Genomic DNA, 20,112 nt, shown 5'->3' on the forward strand with positions numbered 1-20,112 from the left:
ACTTCCTTAAAAGTATAAATCAAAACGATAACTTAAAAACCCATTACAACTGTATCTTCACTACCAGCGGAGGGAGAAAAATAAAAAACACACCGTATGCTTATTCCTCTCTGTTTTACTCCCTCTTATAGGAAGAATTTTAAAGAAAACGCTCCTTCTCATTTTCAGAAAACGGTAACATTATTTATTATACTATAAGAAGTGGGGCTTGTAAAATGTTATCTCGTTCAGGTTAACACAGATATGTATAGCCAGCAGATTATTGAAGACAGAATGGATAAATGTCTCTTGAGAATAGGACTTTATAACCAAACTAATGAATGTCTTTTCCCTTTATACCATCTTTTGTAAGATTTATATCAGGCAGGTTATCATTTGCAGGCAAGATACTGCTGGCAGGTAAGAACTCAATATGCCCATCTACAAATAAATAGTTTCTGCTTCCATTCCAGTTCCACCAGTTATTAGTTCCTCCTGTATGGTTGTCAAGCCACTCTGCTACCAATACTTTTCTGTCAGGATATATAACACTGCTTAACTTCTGCGGAACAGATGGTACTATCTTACCTGTATCATATGTATATGTAGGGTCTGTCATCTGGTTTATCTGTTCTGGAGAATGATAAAAGCACATAGAATATCCATAAGAAGTGGATTCCCATTTCTGCGGTGCTGTGCGGTCTGAAGGGCAGTATAGAACACGCAGGTTGTTTATATATGGTATAAGAAACCTTCTCCACCCCCTTCCCATCCATAACCAGTAGGTGGGGTTTGTATTTACAGGGTCTTGTGCACAGGGAAAATACTCATTATAGTCCTGAAGATATAACTGGAAGGAAAGATATATCTGTCTTAAATTATTTATACAAACCGTCTGCCTGCCTTTTTCCCTTGTTTTTGAAAGTGCAGGCAGAAGAAGAGAGGCAAGAAAGGTAATTATAGACATTACTACTAAAAGCTCTATAATTGTGAAACAATTTCTGTATTTCATTTTGAAAGGTGTGTTATTTTTTACCTGTGATAGCCCTTTTTATAGCAGAGAGAATATATCTCTCTGCTTTTATATCTACATCACAGGCAAGAGGTGTTGTTTCATAACTACAGTCAATACCCATCGCCTCTTTCAAACTCTGAGTACCATATACGGGTGTTATCTCTCTGTTTCTCTCTTCCTGTCTGAATGCTTCCTCTGAAGGTATATATCCGAGGTATGTATTGGAATTCTGGGCAAGTAACTTATACCTGAAAGGGAGTAGCTCCTTTATTTTTATTCCTGTCTCAGTAAAGACCTCTCCAGGCAGTCCAAGAACCATTATCTCTTTCCCAAAAGAGCAACCAATTATTTCTAAAGTAATCTTTCTTTTTTTACGTTTACTAATCTCTATTATAGCGGATGAGACCATATATTGGAATGAATCAGAAAGGATATGTTTGTCTTTTAGAACCTCCTTTGCCTTTTTAAGTTCTTCATAAGATACATTCCTTAACGGTATTGAAAACTTTTTATAGTATGTCTTTAAGAAAGGGTTCTTTATTGTCTCCATTCCGTCCAGTAAAGAGATTGTTTTTTCTTTTATTTGCTCTGCAATGTAAGATGTTATCTCAACTCCTGCCCTTCTTTCAGGGGCTTCGGGATTGATATGGTTTATATCTCCTGAAGGACCATTTAGTACCATCACCTCTGCTTCAGGAAAGGTATCTTTCATTTTAGTCCTTAACATACCAGGCCAATCAGCAGATATAAGGGTATCTCCCAATGTATCAGGATGGAGTGCAAAGTTTACTATAAGTCCTTTTATCTTATCTGTCTTTTTCTCTGTAATCTTTACTACAGAAAGTGTATCATCTAAAGGTCCAGCTACTTCCACTATATCATCAACCCTGTCCCATGGATTTGTAATAACTCTGCCATCCTTTAACAAATACCTTCTGTTAAACGCAATTCCTTCTACTCTATCTGCTCCTGCAGATATATATGCATCTGTCATCTGGTTGTAAGCCATCCTGATACTTCCAGCGATGTAAAAAGGTAAAATTTCTACATATGACTGCTCTATATAGAACCCTTTTTTATATGTCTCTCTACCTGAACTATCAGGGATAGGTCCGGTATGTGTATGGGTTGCATGGATAAGGATATTAGAAGATGGAATACCTGTCTCTTTGTTGACTATTTTTCTTATCTTGTTAATCTGTTCTTCTCCCAGCCAGATAAGGTCAACTGTTGTAATAGCAAATATACTTCCCCTGTCTTCTATTACACAGGAGATAGCATATAGTTCATCTCTGATACCAGTAGATCTCCTGTCGTTGAAATAACCCACCAGTGAAGACCCAACAGGAGGTGTTATTACTGCCTTTCCAAAACCTATTTTCATTTTATCCCCTCAATAAATTTTTATTTGTAATCATAAAAATTTTATAATATTAAGAAAAAAAAACAAGTTTATGGGGAAATTATGGAGAAAACAGATATCAATCTTCATACAAAGTTTCAGGTAGGCAGGGTGGAGAAAAGAATTTTTGGTGGCTTTCTTGAGCATCTGGGGAGGGCTGTATATGAAGGGATATATGAACCCAAAAATCCTTATGCTGATGAGGATGGTTTCCGTAAGGATGTTATGTCTGCGATGAAAAAATTAAATATGACTGTTATGAGATGGCCTGGTGGAAATTTTGCTTCTGGTTATCACTGGCTTGATGGTGTAGGACCAAAAGATAAAAGGCCTGTAGTTAAAGACCTTGCATGGCAGAGTATAGAACCAAACCAGTTCGGAACGGATGAGTTTATAAAACTGTGTAAGAAGATGTATTGGGAACCAATGATAACAGTAAATTTAGGGACAGGTACTCCTGAAGAGGCAAAAAATTGGGTTGAGTATTGCAACTCACCTTCAGGCACGAAGTATGCGGATATGAGAGTAGAAAATGGAAATAAAGAACCATATGGTGTAAGATACTGGTGTCTTGGAAATGAGATGGATGGACTATGGCAATTAGGACATCTACCTGCTGACCAGTATGCTATTAAGGCACAGCAGGCAGCAAAAATAATGAAAGATGTAGACAGGACAATAGAACTTGTGGTGTGTGGTTCTTGCTCTATAACAATGCCCACATATATGGAATGGGACAGGATTGTTCTTGATTACCTCTGGGATTCTGTTGACTATGTGAGTTTACACCGATATGTTGGTAATTATAATAATGATTCTTCTGACTTTCTCGCTGTCACAAATTCTATAGATAAACAGATAGAAGAGATGGCATCTGCCTGTAGATTTATTCAGGCAAAGAAAAAGAGCAAAAAGATGGTATATCTCTGTTTTGATGAATGGAATGTGTGGTATAAAAACTATGAGAATGATGGTAAAGGAAAGTTTGCACCACATCTACTTGAAGAGATATATACACTTGAAGATGCACTTGTAGTTGCTGGATTTTTAAACAGTTTTATAAGGCATTCAGATGTAGTAAAGATTGCCAATATAGCGCAGATAGTAAACGTTATTGCACCTGTATTAACAAAGGATGATGATATACTCATCCAGTCCATATTCTATCCGTTTGAGATGGTATCAAAGAGAAGGGATGGTATATCTTTAAAAATTGCTGTAGAGGGACCATGTTATGAAAGTCCATCTTATGGCAGAACAAATTACATAGATGCCAGTGTTATACTTGGTAATGGGAAACTTCATATTTTCGCTACAAACAGACACCTTACAGAAAAAATGGAAGTTTTAATTAGCCCTGCTGATATAGAAATTTTATCATTAGAAAGTGCTGAAGTTCTTACAGGAAAAGACCCGAAAGCATCTAATTCCTTTGAAAAAAAAGATATGGTGGTACCAGAGGGATTTCAGGAAATAGAGGTTTCAAAAGGTAAGGCAGTGTGTGCACTTCCTCCTCTTTCCTTTGTAGCCATAACCTTTAAGGTGGAATAAGATATGTTTTTCGTCTTTCCTGTAAGGGATGAGTATGGTGTAAAAAGATTCCCTTTCTTTGTTGTCTTGATTATTATACTCAATGTGGTTATCTTCTTTCTTTATGGAACAAAACCTGAATATGAAAATATTGTAATGCAGTATGGATTTATCCCCTCAAGATTCTCACCGCTCACCTTATTTACATCAATGTTTTTACATGGTGGAATTCTGCATCTCGGCTTTAATATGTGGTATCTGTGGCTTTTAGGAGATAACATAGAAGACAGATGGGGACACATACCTTTTATACTTTTCTATCTTTCAGGAGGAATTTTTTCTTCTCTCCTTTATTCTGTACTTATACCTGAAACAATGAGAAATATACCTACCATAGGAGCATCGGGTGCAATCTCAGCAGTTCTCGGTGCCTATGCTGTTTTGTTTCCTAAAAGTACCATTACCTTTAAATATTTTTTATTCGCAATTATTCTAAAATTTGGTGAGTTTGAAATTTATGCATGGGTATGGTTATTATTATGGTTTATACAACAGGCAATATCTACAATACTTATGGGAAAAGGAATAACCACAGATACTGTTGCTTTTGGAGCCCACTTTGCTGGATTTATCTACGGTATGCTTATAGGTATTGGAACAAAGATCTACAAAGAAGCGAAGTATAGAGAAAATGTTGCTATGGGTAAGAATATGCTATTTCAGGTTTTGGGTGATAAACAGATTATACAGAGAACAATGGAAGAAGATTCAGATATAAAGCAGATGAAAACAAAGATTGTAGAAACGATGGAAGAAGAGAATAAATATGCTGCATCTGAAGTTTATGCCCAACTTATCCGAAAATACCCTGAGGTGGTTCTTCCAGAAAAACTCCAGTATGAAATTGCTCAGGTATTTGAAAAAAGGAATATGCTTCATCAGGCAGAAACAGCATACAGAAATTTTATTATCAACTACCCTTTCAGTAAACTTGCAGACAATGCCCTCCTTTCTCTGGGGAAAATCTTCAAACAGACAGGAGAAGAGGAGAAAGCGAGGTATGCATTTATGCAGATAGTTCTTTTTTACCCTTACAGCGATGTATACGAAGAAGCAAAATCCTTACTTGAAAAGGATATCCGGAAATAGGTTTATTAACTTTTTTATATTCACTTAAGCCGGGTACTGATATGCAGGTAATACCCATTCTCCTATCTTGCCTACCTCAATATTATAAAATTTCCCAAGTAATATCCTTCTTAAGTTATCAATCTCAATATTTTTTGCTGAAAAGTAGGCAAAAATTGGCTCTATCCCATACGGTATTACCCTTGCATACTTAAGGTAATTCATCAATAAACTGTATCCTACCATATCATATCCATCAACATCTATAGGGGTTTTTAATCCAGGGTATACCATATTTACATAAGTCCACAGGACATCATCTCTTTCATATCTCTCTTTTTTAATATTCCCACCATCAGAAAGAACATTGATATCCAGTGGTAATCCTGATATCTTTTGCTGTAAAAATATACCGATATTGGAAAGGTCTATTTCTATTTTTATATAACCATTAATAAAATCAGAGTGCTGTGTCCTTACAAGATTTTTTACTGTATCCCAGTATATCTTTCTTGCCATAAGTAATACATACTCATTATTCCTATTTTTATATCCAAACTCAACCATTGGTTTAAGATACAGCGGTATATCCTTAAAGTTATTTTTCTCAAATGCCTCTTTAAGGATGAAATAGGCAATAAAAGAAAAAGGAATATAGTTTTTACTTTCTTTACCTTTCCTGTAATTATCAATAATAAGTTTAAGGTTGTGGAAATCATAAGGGAGGAGAAAGTAGTAGTAAAGTTCTTCTGGTAAAAACCGTCTCATATCTTTTATAAGGTTCTGTGTTATGCCATTAAAGAAATTATATATGTCATTCTGAGATATTATGTTCTGAGGAAATTGATATATTGTGCCATTAAGAATGGAAATCGCCTCGCTGAATGTCTTTGCATTTAATATCTTTGATATATCAGCCGCTGTAAGAGATGTTTTCTCCAGTGCCTTGACCTTGCCACTTGTACAAAAGACATCCATCATTTTTATATATCTTTCAGAATCTGAAAGTCCTTTTTCAACAGTTCTAACTTATCAGGGTTATATACAGCGACAGCAGGATGATAGAGTGCTACAAGTTTTACATTCTGAAAAAGTCCTTCCTCTGTTTCTATAACCTTTCCGTGTAAAAAACTTATACTTCGCTGTTCTTTCAAAGAAAACCTGTTAATAAAATATCTTAAAGAGTGCCTTCCCAGACAGCATATAACAGATGGTTTAATAATCTCTAACTGCCTTTCAAGATAATGGGCACACTCTCTTATTTCTTCTTCTTTTGGGTCTCTGTTTTCAGGTGGCCTGCACTTTATTATATTTGTAATATAAACAGCATTTCTTTGGATATTAACAGAAGAGAGAAGTATATCAAGTACTTCACCTGCCTTGCCACAGAAAGGAATACCTTTTATATCTTCATTATAACCAGGTGCTTCTCCCACAAAGATAATCTTTGACTCAGGGCTACCTTCTCCAAAGACCACATTCTTTCTTGTCTTACAAAGAGCACACTTTTTACAATGAACTACATTATTTCTAAACTCCTCAAGCAGTTCTCTCTTCTCCATTATCTTGTGATAACAAAGATGATATCCTTTCTCTTAAATTATCTTCTATAGATGATTTAACATTATCCCAGTTAAATACAATATCCCAGTTGTCAGATACTATTATGAAAGTATTGTTTAATGAACTATCTTTTTCTATCTTTACACCATCTATTTTAATGTCTGCCCCTGCTGGTACCTTTATAACATATTCCTTTTCTTTTATATCCTTACAGACAGATACAATAACATCTTTCATATTTTTCATCAGATAGTCATTGAACTTATCTTCTACATTTTTCAACACCTCATCTATAAAAGAATTCTTTATGGCGAGGAGTTCCTTATCTTTCTCCATAACAAAGGCAGTTATTTTTCTTTCCATCTCTCTGTCTACTTCTTCCTGGTATTTTTTTATTTTTATCTCGTACTCTTTTTCTATTGATTCTTTTTCTGCCTTATATCTTTCATCAATTTCCTTTTCCGCCTCTTCTATTATATTAAGCGCCTTATTCTCCGCATCCTCAATGACTTTTTTAATAAGTTTGTCTAACATTTTTATATTTTTACAGAGAAAAGTAAGAATATAGAAATTACCAGTGCCAGAACAGCATATGTCTCTACAAGTGCCCCATAGACAAGCGCCCTCATACTCGCTTCAGGATGTTTTGAAGCAACGGAAATACCCGCAGCACATACCTTACCCTGATGTATAGCAGAGAAAAAACCAGAAACAGCAATAGGGAGTGTTGCTATGAGAATCTGCAATCCCTGAAAGTTAGTTATGGTAACGGTTGCTGCGCCACCTAAAATTCCTATCTTCATTAATACGAGAAAACCAGTAAGGAAGCCATATATACCCTGTGTTCCCGGCAGAGCAACAAGTAGAAGCATAATCCCAAATTTGTCTGGTTCTTCAGATAAAACACCATTTGCTTCCCTTCCTGCATACCCAATACCTATACTGGAACCAGCACCACACAGAAATACAGCGAGTGCTGCACCGGTTAATGCGTAAATCATACCCATATCCATTATCATTCTCCTTTTATATCAACATTTTTTTGCTTCTTTAATTTTTTTAATTAGTGCGGGGACTACTTCAAAAATATCACCTACAATTCCGAGATTTGCTACACGGAATATAGGAGCCTCAGGGTCTTTATTTATAGCAATGATGTAGTCAGATGTCTGCATACCTGCGAGATGCTGAATTGCTCCTGATATTCCGCAGGCAATATAAATTTTGGGTTTAACTGTTTTTCCTGTCTGTCCTACCTGATGAGGATATGGTATCCAGCCAGAATCAACAGCAGCACGTGAAGCACCGACAGCACCATCTAAAAGGTCTGCAAGTTCCCTTATCATATCAAAATTTTTAGGGTCTTTAACACCTCTGCCCCCTGACACAATCACCTCTGCTTCCTGAAGGTCAATGATGTTTTCTACCTTCTCTTTTCCAATTATACTTACTTTATGCTCCAGAATTTCTTCATCAAACTCTTCTATAATAACCTCTGGCATACCACCATTAATAACAGGTGCTTCTTCAAACATCTTGGGTCTTATGGTAGCCATCTGTGGTCTATGGTTTTTACATATGATCCTTGCCATAAGGTTTCCGCCAAATGTAGGTCTGGTCTGAATAAGCAGTTTTGTTTCAGGGTCAATACCCACATCTGTACAGTCAGCAGTAAGACCTGTTTTTACCCTCGCTGCCACAGAAGGGATGAATGCTCTGCCCATCATGGTGGCTGCTGCAATAACAATATTTGGTTTATATTTTTTAATTAACTGAGCCATTGCAACTGCATAACTTTCTTCCTGAAAATGTTCAAGTAATGGGTTCTCTATCACATATACCCTGTCTGCGCCCCTTGCTCCAATTTCATTAGCGAGAGATTTCACATTATTTCCGATAAGAACACCCGATACCTCTTCTCCAAGGATTCCTTTCAGTTTTAGTGCAGCATTTAACATCTCAAAGGCAACAGGGCAGAGTTTATCACCTCTGCTCTCTGCAAAAAACCATATGCCTTTATATTTTGATAGGTCAGATACAGAAACCACCTTTTCTTCTTTCTCAAGGGCATTTTCAGGACAGGTGTTTACACATAATCCACATAGTGTGCAGTTCTCGTTTATAAATAGTTTCCCTTCCTTTACTTCTATTGCTCCAAAAGGACAGACATCTATACACTGCTTACATAATGTACACCTTCCATAATCTATTTTTATCATAGCCATCAGACAACTCCCAGTCGCTTCAGTTCATTGAAAATCTCGTCCACAACCTTTTCTGTGTCACCTTCTACCTTTCTTCCTTCTTTCTTCATATGTTCTGTCCATACATCAACAACCCTCGTAGGAGACCCATCCTGTCCATATGAAGAAGCATCACCTTCTATATCAGCACTTTTCCATACGTTAATCTGCACCTTCTTTGCCTTCAACATACCTTTTAGTGAAGGTATACGTGGCTCATTTATTTCCTTCACAACAGTGATTAAAACAGGAAGGTTTACTTTTAATTCTTCATAATGGTCTTCCATAAGCCGAACACATTCCATCATCCCATCGGAGACGTTTTTTATTTTACTTACATAGGTAATATAAGGGATATTAAGATGGTATGCTATCTCCGGTCCAACCTGACCTGTGCTTCCATCAAGTGTTTCTCTACCACATACAATAATATCAAACTTACCAATTTTTCTTATCCCACAACTTAATATATATGAAGTGGCAAGTGTATCACTGCCTGCAAATTTTATATCACTTAACAGCACTGCTTCATCAACTCCCACTGCTATAGCATCTCTCAATGCCTTATCTGCCTGTGGTGGTCCCATAGATATTGCTGTAACAGTTCCCCCAAAACGTTCTTTAATACGTACTGCCTCTTCTATTGCATAGTTATCATAGGGATTAATAATACTTTCTACCCCTTCTCTCACAATCCTTTTTGTTTCAGGGTCTATTTTAACTTCAAAGGTATCGGGTACCTGTTTTATGCATACCACAATGTTCATAATCGCTCCTGTTTTTTAATTGATTATTATAACATATATATGCCGGATGCAATAGTATATAAAATGGTATATAGATATTTATTCTCTGCCTTAAGAGAGGAGAAGGCGCAGGAGGAGGGTGAGACATTCCTCGTAGTTCCACCCCTACCTATATCCTCCCCCCTCATATGGGGAGGATTGTTCTATCTCTATATAGAGAAAAGGGTTTTCATAATTAGTTAGAATGGATTAAAATAAGTGTATGAAAAAAAGAATTGTATTTGGACCTGTACCTTCAAGACGGTTGGGACAGAGTTTAGGTATAAATAATATACCACCCAAGATATGTAGTTATTCCTGTGTATACTGCCAGATAGGAAAGACAACAGACCTTTCTATGGGAAGGAGCCCTTTTTATACCATAGAAAGAATAGTAGAAGAGGTAGATAGGGTAATAAAACAATTAAGGAAAAAGAAAGAAAAAATTGACTACATCTCCTTTGTTTCTGATGGAGAACCAACTCTGGATATCCATTTAGGAAAAGAAATAGAAGCACTAAAAAAGTTTAAAATTCCTATAGCAGTCCTTACAAATTCTACCCTGCTCTGGAGAGAGGATGTAAGGGATGATTTAAAAAAGGCAGACCTCGTATCATTAAAGATAGATACTGTGGATAAGTATATATGGAAGCAGATTAATAAACCTGTAGAAGGGATCTTATTAGAAAATATACTTGAAGGAGTAAAAAATTTTTCTCAAAAATTTACTGGTATACTTATTACAGAAACGGTTTTAGTAAAGGATATAAATGACATGCCAGAAGAGATAAGAAAGACCGCTGAGTTTATCTCTGCTATAAAACCGAAAAAGGCATATATAGGAATACCTACAAGACCACCTGCAGAAGTATGGGTAAAACAACCTGAAGAAAAGAAGGTACTATATGCTTATGAGATATTTACGGAATATGGACTTAATGCAGAACTTATTACTGAAACTGGTCCAGGAAGTTTTGGTTTCACAGGTGATATTGAAAGCGATATTGTAAGTACTATATCTGTACATCCTATGAGTGAACAGCAGATACGAGAACTTTTGAAGAAGGCATCTTCTGATTGGACTGTTGTTGAGAAACTTCTCTCAGAAAATAAAATCAGAGAGATTGAATATCAAGGTGAGAAATATTATATAAAAAGTTTTAAATAGAAATCCCTGCAATATAGCCAGTGGTGAATGCTGCTTGAAGATTATACCCACCTGTCTTCCCATCCACATCTATGACCTCTCCTGCAAAAAACAGCCCTGGAACAATTTTTGATTCCATTGTCTTTGGGTTTATCTCTTTTATACTTACACCACCACGGGTTACCATACTATCCTCAAATGGTCTTGTTGATTTTACCTTAAAAGAAAATTCAGTAAGTCCTTTTATTATTATTTTTCTCTCCTCTGTGGTTATCTGGTTCATTCTTTTTTCCCCATCCAGTTCTGCATACTCAAGAAAGATATCTATCATTCCAGAAGGCAGTAGATTTTTCATCATATTCTTCAGGTGTTTATTCGCATTTTCTTTTATTTCTCTAAAAATACGGTTTTCTAACTGTTGATATGAAAGTGCTGGTTTAATGTTAATAGAAAGGCATATAGCCCCTTTATCAAGATTTTCTGATATATCACCACTTAAATTAAGGATTGCAGGGCCACTGAAACCATAATGAGTAAAGAGAACCTCTCCGAATTCTTCCCCTATATTATTTCTATTGCGAAAGGCAGAAACCATTACATTTTTCAGTGCAATTCCTGCACATCTTCTCGTAAGATGTCTTTCTTCTACTTCTATACCACATAATGCAGGGACTGGTTTTATTATTGTATGTCCGAATCTCTCTGCAAGTTTGTATCCAGAGCCATCTGAACCAGTAGAAGGAAAACTTCGCCCTCCTGATGCAATAACTACTCTGTCTCCGTAATACTTCTTGCCATTTGCTGTAATCACCTCAAAAGAGGTTTCTTTCTTTACTATCCTTGAAACTTCCCTTCTGAAATATACATCTACAGATGTCTTTTTAAGAAGGTTATTTAAGAGGGAGACAATATCTTCTGCCTTATCACTTTCAGGATAGACCCTGTTGCCTCTTTCTACCTTTAATGGCAATCCATTACTCTCAAAAAACTCAATCAGGTCTGTATTGAAAAACTTTGCAAAGGCATTTCTGAGAAACTGTCCGTTATGGTATTTTGTAATAAAAGTATCTATATCCTCAAGGTTTGTAATATTTCCTCTTTTATTACCTGTAAGAAGGAGTTTCTTTCCTGTTTCACTATTTCTATCAAGGAGAAGAACTTTTTTCCCTCTTTCTCCTGCTTTTATTGCACACATACATCCCGCAGGTCCTGCTCCTATTACAATAACATCAGAGTTTTCCATATATATGTCTGTTCTGTCTCTGACACTCCTCAATGACTGCAATCTGCTGGCGGACCTGCTCAGGTGTTATCTCCAGTGGTTTTCCATAGGCCAGTGTTCTGTAAAGCATTTCATAGAAAGAGGTTGTCATAAACATAAAAAAGTCCTTTTGCTCTTCAGGTAAGTCCCATTTTTCTTCATAGAATTTCAGTGTTTCAGTACAGTATGCTGGGGTTCCATTAGGATTTGTTATAGGGGCTGTCTGTAGTTTTCGCTTAGGTGCCTCCGATGGCTTATAATATTTCCACTCAAGATGTGTCATAGTTCCTATCAGCCCACCTCTGCTTGCCTGTATCTGGTAGTTAAATGGTTGATATGGTGCACAGGAAGATATCTCTATATCTATAAGCGGTCTTTCAGGAGCAGTCATAATCAGTTTTACATAGTCCTCTGCATCTCCATAAGTATTAACTCTATTCATCATACAGAATACCTCTGGCATCCTGTCAGTGTTAAGAAGGTTCAATGCCTGGTCAAGTGGATGAGGTCCTGTATTAAGTAAACTACCACCATAATACTTCTGAAGTGTCTGCCAGTCCCATCTTCTTGAGAATCCATTCCATACAATACTTATCTGAATTATTTTACCCAGAACACCGGATTTTATTATCTCTTTAATCTTGATGAAATATGGTGCATACCTTGACTGCTGGAATATAGCCAGAACCTTTTTACTTTTCTTTGCTGTATTTATCAGCATATCCACTTCCTTTACCTTCCTTGCGAGCGGTTTATCGCACAGCACATTAAACCCTGCCTTCAATATATCCTTTGTTACACTTACATGGAGATGACTTGGAAGTGCATTTACAAACAGGTCTATATCCTTTCTTTTGAGCATTTTTTTATAGTCATCATACACATCACATCCATACTCCTTTACAGCACGGTCTCTCCTATCTTTCAAGGGGTCACATACAGCCACTATCTGATATTTATCTTTTGCTGTACTTAAATATCTACCATGTATATCCCTGCCGCTTCTCCCCTGTCCTAAAATTGCCACTTTAACTATCTTTTTTGCCACTTTTTACCTCCTTTATTGCTTCCTATTATAACTTTTATCTGTTTAAAAAGGAAGGAATTCCAAACTGATATACCTTTGCAGATGGCATATCTGTTACAAAATATACCCCTTCCTTTAAGTTGAAATAACAGTTACTGGGGATTGTTTTGCTCTTGTTTATCTTATATTTCTCAAGAACTGTATTGCTTCTTATGTCAACCAGCACCAATGTTTCTTCTTCACTCCTTTCAATTCTGTTGCCATACAATATATTACCTTTTATATCTAAAACCCTGTGTACAGACCTGATGGGTACTCCTATCCTTAAAGGTTCTAAATATACAGGATAAGAACCGAGATATATCTCTCCTGATGATGGTAAAACCCTGAATATCTCCTGATTATATGTTTTCGGTTTGAGTGATACTGGAACTGAAGCAATCTCCTTTCCTTTTGTATCATACTGAACCAGTTTACCCTGCTTATCTATATAAAGCAGGATGTACTTCCCGTCATTTGATATCTGTATATGCCACTGTCCAGGTCCCTCATCAAATAGTGGCTCTATCCCTTCTGGTCTTATCCTTTTTATCTCTTTTGTAGCCACATTGAGAATTACAAGGTCTGCTGTCTCAGGAAAACCAGCAGCAATAATTTCTGATTTCTCGTTAAAAGCCATATAACTCATTGTATCTGACTTTGAACCAACAATCCCCAGAGATATACTATCAACAACCTCAAACTTTTCTGTATCTACCACATAAACCTTTGCTTCATAATGACTCATTACATACAACTTTTTTCTTGAAGGAGAAAGAGCCATATCCACAGGCCATGTGCCAGCAATCAGTGTATCAAAACTCCCTGTCTTCAGGTTGTATCTGTATATCTCACTGCCTCCGAGCCGGTTCATAATATAAACATCGTCTGTTGCCTTGTCATATATAACCTCTTCTGCAGAAGAGGCTACCCTGTAAGTATTTTTCAGTGTGCTGGTATTCCAGTCAATTAAAGAAACACTCGCATCCCCACCATTTCCAACACACAGACGGTTATGTACCCTATCAAGTACCATATTCTGTGCCTCAAATCTTACATAAACCGTAGATATGTATCTACCATCTTTCGCACCATAAAAATCCACACAGGATGGTTTACCACCTTCATTTATTCCTGCATGTCCGTCCTTAAATATCAGTGCAAGTGTACCGTTATAACATACCATAGCATCAGGTGTATCTTGTATTCTTACACTCCACAATTCCTTACCTGTATTATCAATACAACTGAGTGCCTGCCCGAGCAGATAAAAATATCCCTTCTCATCTATTATAAAGTCCCTTTCTGGTTTTATTCTTCTTAAAGAGAGTATCTCACTTATACTACCTGCATCTACATCTATTTTTGAGAATTTCAATACAGGGCTGCCCTTTTCACCGGATGATACAACAACTGAGTTATAAAAATCAGACCAGCAAAAAGAAACAGGTGTCTCTGTAAACTTTATCTTTTTAACCAGACGCAGAATTTCATTAAACACATATATAGAACTCTCTTCTCTGCATAAAACCAGCAGTAGATGGGAATTTTTATCAACGAGTGCCTCAGGAAATATAAGTTTTTCAAATTTTTCTGGGGATTTTATTCCTGAATAGGAATATGTGCCTTTCTTTCCACCTGTCTTCAGGTCAAAGGAAACTATCTTCCCATCGGTGGTTATATAAAAAAGTGTTCTGGAGACCGGTTCTACTGCCAATCTTACATAGTGTGTCCCTGAAAGTGTTGTATCAAAAGACCGAAGTACCTTACCCGTCTCACCAGAGACCTCATAAACATCATTGGTTAAAATTCCTGTAAGATAGATATTACCTGTGGTTTCATCTACAGTGATATACATCCCTTTCAGGATATTAGGAAAATTATGTCCTAATCGCAGGCGGTTTATATCAATGGTCTTTTTAACCACAAGTTCCTTAATTTTTTCAAATTGTGGTTGTGGAAACTGTAGCATTTCCACAGGCGGTCTCTTGTCTGGTGGTATTGGTGGCTTTTCTTTTTTGGGTGGTTTTGGTGATATCTGGGCAAAAAGAGAGGTGGATAATAAAAGGATAAATAATATTCTTCTTTTCATATTTATCCTCCGGTCATTTAGGAAATTCAAACTTTATATCCACATCTTTTTTCTCTTCAGGACTTGCCTCAAATAGTGGCCTATCTGTATAGTTAAGCATCCTGGCTACAATCATATCAGGTATCTGATGGATTCTTATGTTATAGATATTAACACTATCATTATAGAGTTCCCGTCTGTCTGCTATCATGTTTTCTATCTCACTTATTCTGGTCTGCAATTGTATAAAGTTGTTGTTTGACTTCAGTTCAGGATAACTTTCAGCAACAGCAAATATGGTTTTGAGTGCACCTGTAATTGCAGTATCTATCTTCCCTTTTTCTTCCACTGTACCTGCTTTTAGATAATCTGTTCTTAATCCCACTATCTTTTCTAATGTCTCCCTCTCATACTTCATATACCCCTCACACACCTTTACCAGTTTAGTTATCTCATCATGTCTTTGCTTCAGAAGGACATCTATGTTAGACCAGTTCTTGTCTATATCCCTGCGGAGTTTTATCAATCCATTATAGATACTAACAAAATACAACACAAGCCCTATCACAACAAATGCCATAAATCCAATTATCATTATTCCCATTTCTTCCTCCTCTTTAAATATCCTATCCTTTTTACCTCTCCCTTAAGGGGAGAGGGTGGATGGTGAGGGTGTACGGTTCACTCATTTTATAAAAAACTTAAAGATATAAGAAAGTGCAATTCTCAAACATACCAGTGAAAGTACAGTTCCTCCAAAGATACTGAAAAATACAATGTATTTATAACCCTCAACGAGTTCTTTCTCGCTCTTGTTTGATATAAGAAAGTGCTTATCCAGTTCTCCCTTTCCTATAACTATATTTTGAAGATGGTCTGGTATATTATGACTGCTTTTCTTCAGATTATCTTCCACCCCTTCAAAGTCATTTCTTACCTGCTCCTTTATCCTCTCCCGTGCCTTCCTCCATTCTTCCTCATCTATCCACATATCCTTGTTTGTGTCTAATTTTATCTTTTCATCAGGGTTTTCTATAATCTTTCTTATCCTCGTTTCAACCTCTTCCTGAATTTTTTCCTCTATACCTTCAAGTCGTTTTGCTGTGCCTAATACATAAATGGGTTCCTTTTCCATTATATTCCATTCCCTGTATATCCTTCCTCCTTCCATATTTGAATATCTTAAAGGAAGGTCTGTTTCTGCATCAGAAGGGTCTATCATCACAGTCCCTGTATCATCCTGAACAAAAAAAGGTATATCTGTCTTTACCTCAAGTTCCTTAACCCAGTATGTTGACTTCTCTGTCCTTACAAGTCGTTCCACGAGGATATGGTAAAAGACACAGGGCATTTTTGTATAAGGACCTGTAAGTAAGACATCAGGAAGTGCAATACCATTAACTTCAACAAGCCCCATCGCTATGGAACGAATTTTTGAGGTGGGAATATTCTGGATGAGCCGTTTTGCCCATAACTTCCTAAAACCGGTAAAGAAAAAGTAAATACCCGCCACCAGCCCTACAACTGCCCATCCGAAAAGCCGTACCTCTGTCTTCATCAATTGTCAGTGCCTGAAGTGTCTCATACCTGTAAATACCATAGCAATTCCATATTTATTACAGGTATCTATCACCTCTTTATCTTTCAATGCACCGCCTGGCTGTATGATAGCACTTATACCTGCTTCTCTTAAAACATCTATACTGTCAGAGAAAGGGAAGAATGCATCTGACGCAACTACCAGTGGTTTTATCTCTTTCTTAAAGTTGTCCTTCATCTTCATCACGGCAACTCTGGCAGAGTCATACCTTGACATCTGTCCTGCACCTATACCCACTGTCTGTCCTTCTGTAGCAATTACTATTGTATTGGACTTAACAAACTTACATACAGTCCATCCAAATTTTAAAGCAGACATCTCTTTATCATCAGGTGCTCTCTCTGTCACAACCTCAAGTTTCTCATATTCCTTATCATCCGGTGTCTGAACAAGAAATCCGTCATTGAGGGTTTTAAAGTCATATTTTAATGTTATATCTGCTGGACTTTTTATTATTCGTAAGTTCTCTTTTTTCTTAAATATAGCAAGTGCATCTTCATCATAGTCAGGCGCAATAATAACCTCATAGAATTTTTCAGTTATCTTTTCTGCAACCTCCTTTTCCACTTTTCTATTAAAACCGATAATCCCGCCAAAGGCACTCAAAGGGTCTGTCTCAAGCGCCTTTTCGTAAGAGACCAGTATATCCTTACCAGTAGCCACACCGCAGGGATTGTTATGCTTTACAATCACACAGGCAGGGACAGAAAACTGATTTACGAGAATATATGCTGACTCCATATCAAGAAGGTTGTTAAAAGAAAGTTCCTTACCCTGAAACTGCTGGCGTGGAAATTCTTTATCAGAAAACCTGTACCAGCTGGCTAATTGATGCGGGTTCTCTCCATATCTTAAGTTCTGTGCCTTTATAAGCCGTATGTCCATCTCATCTGGAAGAATTTTTTCCCCTTCTACTTTCTTTGAGAAATATGAAGAGATTGCAAAGTCATAGGCAGATGTATGTCTGAATACCTCTCTGGCACACCTGAAAGAAAACTCTTCACTCACACAGCCATTGTTTTTCTTCATCTCCTCCATAAACTCCTTATACATCTCCGGTTTAACGAGGACACAGACATATTTATAATTTTTTGAAGCAGCACGGATCATTGTGGGTCCACCTATATCTATGTTTTCAATAATCTCCTCATGGGATGCGCCTTTTTTCAGTGTCGCCTCAAAGGGGTAGAGATTACATACAATAAGGTCTATGGGGACGAGATTGTTTTCCTTCATCTGCCTCTGATGTTCTTTGTTGTCTCTTATAGCAAGCAGTCCACCATATATTTTAGGATGTAGTGTTTTTACCCTTCCATCAAGGATTTCAGGGAAACCTGTAAAGTCAGAGACATCCATAACTTTAATCCCGTTTTCCCTTAATGTCTTTGCTGTCCCGCCTGTGGATAGAATTTCCACTCCTTTTTCACTTAAAAACCCTGCAAGTTCCACAATACCACTCTTATCAGAAACACTCATTATTGCCCGCCTTATCTGTATCATTTTCTTCCCTCCCTTCTGGTTTAGTCTTACCTTAACCTTTTCAAAACTGCCTTCTGGATAACTGAAAACCTATCCTTTGTTCCAAAATCTTTATAAAGATTTTCGGTTAAAGACCCTTCTGGATAGTTCGTTTTCTCCTGTATAGCCATCAATTCTGTAACAACCAGAAGAAATTCTACAGTAAATTCTCCGACCCTATCTAAATCTTTAAATAATTCAACATGGTCTGGTTTAAAAAATTGCAGAGTGGGTGGGAATTTATCTACAGGCTTTACTGAGTTTAACATTGTTATAATATGTTCCTTCAGTTTTAAAGTAAGATGTGGATTATACGCATACTTAACATACATCTCCACAATTAAATGTATATGTGCAGGTGTACGTCTTCGTTTATTAGGTTCTTTAAATCGTACAATGAAATCGTGAGGAGATTCGGGCTTCTTCCCGGGATAAACTTCAATTTGGATATTAGTTGTGGTTGTATATATAATATCGTCCTCTTGAAAACGATGTACCTTCCACATTTTATAAGCAACTCTTATATAGTAATAGATTGTTCTCCAGAAACTGAAAAATCTGCTCATTTTTTCACCTCATAAACAAGCAGGTAGTGATGAGCTATTTTTAGATATTCTTTAAAATCCTGGGTTTTGAAATTTACTCCTTCTTCTGCTACAACAACTACTTCTTTAAGATATAAATTCTTATTATTTGACAAAATATCTATAATTTTTTTCCCAAGTGGCTCTATATATCCACCAATCCTTACATCTCTTGTCTGAACTACCAGAAATCCCTGATTCTTTAAAAAAACCATTTTCTTTTCCACAATCTCCTTTATCCTCTGAAGATATCCTTCAAATGCTGAAAGAAAAGGAGTAATATTTTCTAAAAAATGAGATTTTATGAAAAGCAGATCTTTCTCTTTTTGTCTATTATGCCCTCTAACCTGATTGACATTCCTACCGGAAACAAGGGTTATTATAGAATAATTATTACCTCGTGAATATCTCTTAACAACATTTTTATTCAATTTCTCTTCAAATTTTTTTTCAGGAAATAACCAGACGGTGGTACTTTCAAGTCCATCTGATTTTCTTTTTATCCGGACATTTGTTGGTATATAGGAAATAGTATTGTATTTTATCTCCTGTTCTTTTATTCCTTTTATACTTATAGACATGGGCTTTTCAAAAACAAGCAAATACTCATGTGCCAGAAGTAAAAAGTTGTATTTTATACTATTTTTATACCAGAAACCTGTTGTCTTACAGTTATGTTGCCTCTTGATAATAAGTTCTCTCAACTTAAACCCTGCATTTAGATAAACGTCTATAAGTTTGAACCCTAGTGGAATAACATGTTTTCTCTTACGGAGGTCTCCAATTAAAATAGCACACTGCCGTCCTCTTTTTAGCACCCTGAAACTCTCTTTTGCAACTTTTGACATTTCTATCAAAAAGTCATCTACTTCTAAAAATGAAAGGTCTCCTTCTGTTGAATTCGTATAATGGATCACATTAGCATAGGGTGGATGAGCGCAGATTAAATCTACAGAATTATTGTTCAAAAAGGACAGATTTCTTGCATCTCCTACAAACAATTCTGGTTCATAACTTTCAACCTGTTCTTTTTCTCTCCATAGAGATAGTTCTTGTTTTTCTATACTAAAAGATACATTTCTTTTTGCCAGTTCAATCGCCTCTTTATTTATGTCTATACCAATGCACCTTCTTCCTGAAATCTTACACTCAATAGCAGTTGTTCCTGCACCACAGAAATAATCTAATACCAGTTCACCTGGCTTTGAATATTTCAAGAT

General features: G+C 36.5%; 19 protein-coding genes. 3 read left to right on the forward strand and 16 right to left on the reverse strand.

Features of this window, described 5'->3' with window-relative positions:
• Positions 1 to 313: 313 nt before the first annotated feature.
• Together N3D17_02935 and N3D17_02940 are read right to left on the reverse strand one after the other, a co-directional pair.
• Complete coding sequence (locus N3D17_02935) at positions 314 to 946, reverse strand: DUF1559 domain-containing protein (protein ID MCX8082341.1); 633 nt, start codon at positions 944 to 946, stop codon at positions 314 to 316.
• A gap of 58 nt (positions 947 to 1,004) precedes the next feature.
• Positions 1,005 to 2,378 (reverse strand): neutral/alkaline non-lysosomal ceramidase N-terminal domain-containing protein, encoded by a 1,374-nt coding sequence (locus tag N3D17_02940; protein ID MCX8082342.1) that lies wholly within the window; start codon positions 2,376 to 2,378, stop codon positions 1,005 to 1,007.
• Positions 2,379 to 2,459: 81 nt separating this feature from the next.
• On the opposite strand from N3D17_02940, the gene N3D17_02945 reads away from it, so the two are divergent.
• The gene (locus tag N3D17_02945) at positions 2,460 to 3,947 is read left to right on the forward strand and encodes an alpha-N-arabinofuranosidase (GenBank protein MCX8082343.1); all 1,488 of its coding nucleotides are present in this window, start codon (positions 2,460 to 2,462) and stop codon (positions 3,945 to 3,947) included.
• Between the two features lie 3 nt (positions 3,948 to 3,950).
• The gene (locus N3D17_02950; protein MCX8082344.1) at positions 3,951 to 5,075 is read left to right on the forward strand and encodes a rhomboid family intramembrane serine protease; all 1,125 of its coding nucleotides are present in this window, start codon (positions 3,951 to 3,953) and stop codon (positions 5,073 to 5,075) included.
• A 24-nt stretch (positions 5,076 to 5,099) separates the two neighbouring features.
• Here N3D17_02950 and N3D17_02955 read toward each other — a convergent pair whose 3' ends face one another.
• Genes N3D17_02955 through N3D17_02980 form a run of 6 tightly spaced genes read right to left on the reverse strand, consistent with a single transcriptional unit; the run spans position 5,100 to position 9,627 of the window.
• Entirely contained in the window at positions 5,100 to 6,035 is a 936-nt protein-coding gene (locus tag N3D17_02955; protein ID MCX8082345.1) for a V-type ATPase subunit, read from the reverse strand.
• 2 nt (positions 6,036 to 6,037) lie between these two features.
• Positions 6,038 to 6,616: a uracil-DNA glycosylase gene (locus tag N3D17_02960; protein MCX8082346.1), complete on the reverse strand. Its 579-nt coding sequence runs from the start codon at positions 6,614 to 6,616 to the stop codon at positions 6,038 to 6,040.
• A complete protein-coding gene (locus N3D17_02965; GenBank protein ID MCX8082347.1) occupies positions 6,594 to 7,151 on the reverse strand; it encodes a hypothetical protein in 558 nt (185 codons plus the stop codon). Before N3D17_02965 ends, N3D17_02960 begins: the two co-directional genes overlap by 23 nt.
• 2 nt (positions 7,152 to 7,153) lie before the next feature.
• The gene (locus tag N3D17_02970) at positions 7,154 to 7,636 is read right to left on the reverse strand and encodes a V-type ATP synthase subunit K (GenBank protein ID MCX8082348.1); all 483 of its coding nucleotides are present in this window, start codon (positions 7,634 to 7,636) and stop codon (positions 7,154 to 7,156) included.
• A 12-nt stretch (positions 7,637 to 7,648) separates the two neighbouring features.
• Complete coding sequence (locus N3D17_02975) at positions 7,649 to 8,836, reverse strand: electron transfer flavoprotein subunit alpha (GenBank protein ID MCX8082349.1); 1,188 nt, start codon at positions 8,834 to 8,836, stop codon at positions 7,649 to 7,651.
• A gap of 5 nt (positions 8,837 to 8,841) precedes the next feature.
• Positions 8,842 to 9,627 (reverse strand): electron transfer flavoprotein subunit beta/FixA family protein, encoded by a 786-nt coding sequence (locus tag N3D17_02980; GenBank protein MCX8082350.1) that lies wholly within the window; start codon positions 9,625 to 9,627, stop codon positions 8,842 to 8,844.
• A 241-nt stretch (positions 9,628 to 9,868) separates the two neighbouring features.
• On the opposite strand from N3D17_02980, the gene N3D17_02985 reads away from it, so the two are divergent.
• Complete coding sequence (locus tag N3D17_02985) at positions 9,869 to 10,813, forward strand: radical SAM protein (GenBank protein ID MCX8082351.1); 945 nt, start codon at positions 9,869 to 9,871, stop codon at positions 10,811 to 10,813.
• Here the strand turns inward: N3D17_02985 and N3D17_02990 are convergent.
• The 8 genes from N3D17_02990 to N3D17_03025 all read right to left on the reverse strand — a co-directional run.
• Positions 10,806 to 12,035, reverse strand: coding sequence for an NAD(P)/FAD-dependent oxidoreductase (locus N3D17_02990; GenBank protein MCX8082352.1), 1,230 nt, complete (start codon positions 12,033 to 12,035; stop codon positions 10,806 to 10,808). The genes N3D17_02985 and N3D17_02990 overlap by 8 nt on opposite strands.
• On the reverse strand, positions 12,022 to 13,101 hold the full coding sequence (locus N3D17_02995) for a Gfo/Idh/MocA family oxidoreductase (GenBank protein ID MCX8082353.1): 1,080 nt from the start codon (positions 13,099 to 13,101) through the stop codon (positions 12,022 to 12,024). Before N3D17_02995 ends, N3D17_02990 begins: the two co-directional genes overlap by 14 nt.
• A gap of 34 nt (positions 13,102 to 13,135) precedes the next feature.
• Positions 13,136 to 15,211, reverse strand: a complete 2,076-nt coding sequence (locus N3D17_03000) for a hypothetical protein (GenBank protein MCX8082354.1) — start codon at positions 15,209 to 15,211, stop codon at positions 13,136 to 13,138.
• 13 nt (positions 15,212 to 15,224) lie between these two features.
• The gene (locus tag N3D17_03005; protein ID MCX8082355.1) at positions 15,225 to 15,794 is read right to left on the reverse strand and encodes a LemA family protein; all 570 of its coding nucleotides are present in this window, start codon (positions 15,792 to 15,794) and stop codon (positions 15,225 to 15,227) included.
• Between the two features lie 81 nt (positions 15,795 to 15,875).
• Positions 15,876 to 16,748: an E3 ubiquitin ligase family protein gene (locus N3D17_03010; protein ID MCX8082356.1), complete on the reverse strand. Its 873-nt coding sequence runs from the start codon at positions 16,746 to 16,748 to the stop codon at positions 15,876 to 15,878.
• Between the two features lie 6 nt (positions 16,749 to 16,754).
• Positions 16,755 to 18,290, reverse strand: a complete 1,536-nt coding sequence (purH, locus tag N3D17_03015; protein ID MCX8082357.1) for a bifunctional phosphoribosylaminoimidazolecarboxamide formyltransferase/IMP cyclohydrolase — start codon at positions 18,288 to 18,290, stop codon at positions 16,755 to 16,757.
• A gap of 26 nt (positions 18,291 to 18,316) precedes the next feature.
• Positions 18,317 to 18,874, reverse strand: a complete 558-nt coding sequence (locus N3D17_03020; protein ID MCX8082358.1) for a hypothetical protein — start codon at positions 18,872 to 18,874, stop codon at positions 18,317 to 18,319.
• Positions 18,871 to 20,112 (reverse strand): DNA methyltransferase (locus N3D17_03025; GenBank protein ID MCX8082359.1); only part of this gene is annotated, 1,242 nt, incomplete at its 5' end. The genes N3D17_03025 and N3D17_03020, both read right to left, overlap by 4 nt.

Source organism: bacterium (assembly GCA_026414725.1).
In the GTDB taxonomy this organism is placed as follows: Bacteria; Ratteibacteria; UBA8468; order B48-G9; family JAFGKM01; genus JAAYXZ01.

Excerpts from the sequence above, each read along its gene's own strand:
- N3D17_02950 (MCX8082344.1), top strand. The coding sequence starts at position 3,951 with ATGTTTTTCGTCTTTCCTGTAAGGGATGAGTATGGTGTAAAAAGATTC.
- N3D17_03005 (MCX8082355.1), bottom strand. The coding sequence starts at position 15,794 with ATGGGAATAATGATAATTGGATTTATGGCATTTGTTGTGATAGGGCTT.
- N3D17_03010 (MCX8082356.1), bottom strand. The coding sequence starts at position 16,748 with ATGAAGACAGAGGTACGGCTTTTCGGATGGGCAGTTGTAGGGCTGGTG.
- N3D17_02985 (MCX8082351.1), top strand. The coding sequence starts at position 9,869 with ATGAAAAAAAGAATTGTATTTGGACCTGTACCTTCAAGACGGTTGGGA.
- N3D17_03020 (MCX8082358.1), bottom strand. The coding sequence starts at position 18,874 with ATGAGCAGATTTTTCAGTTTCTGGAGAACAATCTATTACTATATAAGA.
- N3D17_02980 (MCX8082350.1), bottom strand. The coding sequence starts at position 9,627 with ATGAACATTGTGGTATGCATAAAACAGGTACCCGATACCTTTGAAGTT.
- N3D17_02975 (MCX8082349.1), bottom strand. The coding sequence starts at position 8,836 with ATGATAAAAATAGATTATGGAAGGTGTACATTATGTAAGCAGTGTATA.
- N3D17_02940 (MCX8082342.1), bottom strand. The coding sequence starts at position 2,378 with ATGAAAATAGGTTTTGGAAAGGCAGTAATAACACCTCCTGTTGGGTCT.
- N3D17_02935 (MCX8082341.1), bottom strand. The coding sequence starts at position 946 with ATGTCTATAATTACCTTTCTTGCCTCTCTTCTTCTGCCTGCACTTTCA.
- N3D17_02960 (MCX8082346.1), bottom strand. The coding sequence starts at position 6,616 with ATGGAGAAGAGAGAACTGCTTGAGGAGTTTAGAAATAATGTAGTTCAT.
- N3D17_03000 (MCX8082354.1), bottom strand. The coding sequence starts at position 15,211 with ATGAAAAGAAGAATATTATTTATCCTTTTATTATCCACCTCTCTTTTT.
- N3D17_02955 (MCX8082345.1), bottom strand. The coding sequence starts at position 6,035 with ATGATGGATGTCTTTTGTACAAGTGGCAAGGTCAAGGCACTGGAGAAA.
- N3D17_02965 (MCX8082347.1), bottom strand. The coding sequence starts at position 7,151 with ATGTTAGACAAACTTATTAAAAAAGTCATTGAGGATGCGGAGAATAAG.
- N3D17_02970 (MCX8082348.1), bottom strand. The coding sequence starts at position 7,636 with ATGATAATGGATATGGGTATGATTTACGCATTAACCGGTGCAGCACTC.
- N3D17_02990 (MCX8082352.1), bottom strand. The coding sequence starts at position 12,035 with ATGGAAAACTCTGATGTTATTGTAATAGGAGCAGGACCTGCGGGATGT.
- N3D17_02945 (MCX8082343.1), top strand. The coding sequence starts at position 2,460 with ATGGAGAAAACAGATATCAATCTTCATACAAAGTTTCAGGTAGGCAGG.
- purH (MCX8082357.1), bottom strand. The coding sequence starts at position 18,290 with ATGATACAGATAAGGCGGGCAATAATGAGTGTTTCTGATAAGAGTGGT.